Here is a 794-nt window from a genome sequence, read left to right as displayed (position 1 = left end):
AAGGCCGAGCGCCCGCCGCTGTCGCGGCCCGAGCGCGAAGAGCAGGGCTCGACCCTGTTCATCGATCCGGCGACACGCGGCAATCTGGAACTGCTGCGCACACTGTCGGGCAGCCGCGAAGGGTCGCTGTTCAAGGCGATCGACCGCACGGTGACCGGCGGCGGCGCAAGGCTGCTCGCCGACCGGCTGATGGCGCCGCTGACCGATCCCGCGGCCATCGGCGCCAGGCTGGATTCGGTGTCGTTCTTCCGTTCCGAAACGCGGCTCTGCCAAGCGGTGCGGTCGAGCCTGAAGAGCGTTGCCGACATGCCGCGCGCACTGTCGAGGCTGGCGCTCAACCGGGGTGGGCCGCGCGACCTTGGCGCGCTGCGCGCCGGCTTCGAGGCAGCAGGCGCGATCGCCGAAATCTTTGCCGCCACCGCCCTGCCCCCGGAACTTGCGGCGGCATTGGCCGCCATCCATGCTCTGCCCCAGGCGCTGGCCCAGCATCTGACGCAGGCGCTTGGCGACGAACTGCCGCTGCTCAAGCGCGATGGCGGCTTCTTGCGCGGCGGCTACCATGCCGATCTCGACGAGATGCGGGCGCTGCGCGACGAATCGCGAAAGGTGATCGCCGGGCTGGAGCGCTCGCTGATCGACGAGACCGGCATCCGCTCGCTGAAAATCCGGCACAATAATGTGCTTGGCTACTATATCGAGGTGACCGCCAACCATCATGCGGTGATGACCGGCAGCGACGGCGCCAAGGCGCGCTTCATCCACCGTCAGACCATGGCCAACGCCATGCGCTTTAC

1 pseudogene is annotated in these 794 nt (G+C 68.3%); it reads left to right on the top strand.

The features are described from left to right. Positions 1-794: pseudogene (locus EN906_RS35875) on the top strand (DNA mismatch repair protein MutS); the annotation flags it as partial.

This window comes from Mesorhizobium sp. M7A.F.Ca.CA.004.06.1.1 (genome assembly GCF_003999135.1).
Taxonomy (GTDB): Bacteria; Pseudomonadota; Alphaproteobacteria; order Rhizobiales; family Rhizobiaceae; genus Mesorhizobium.
Note: the sequence above shows the minus strand (reverse complement) of the source record. Positions and strands in the feature narration are given on the sequence as shown.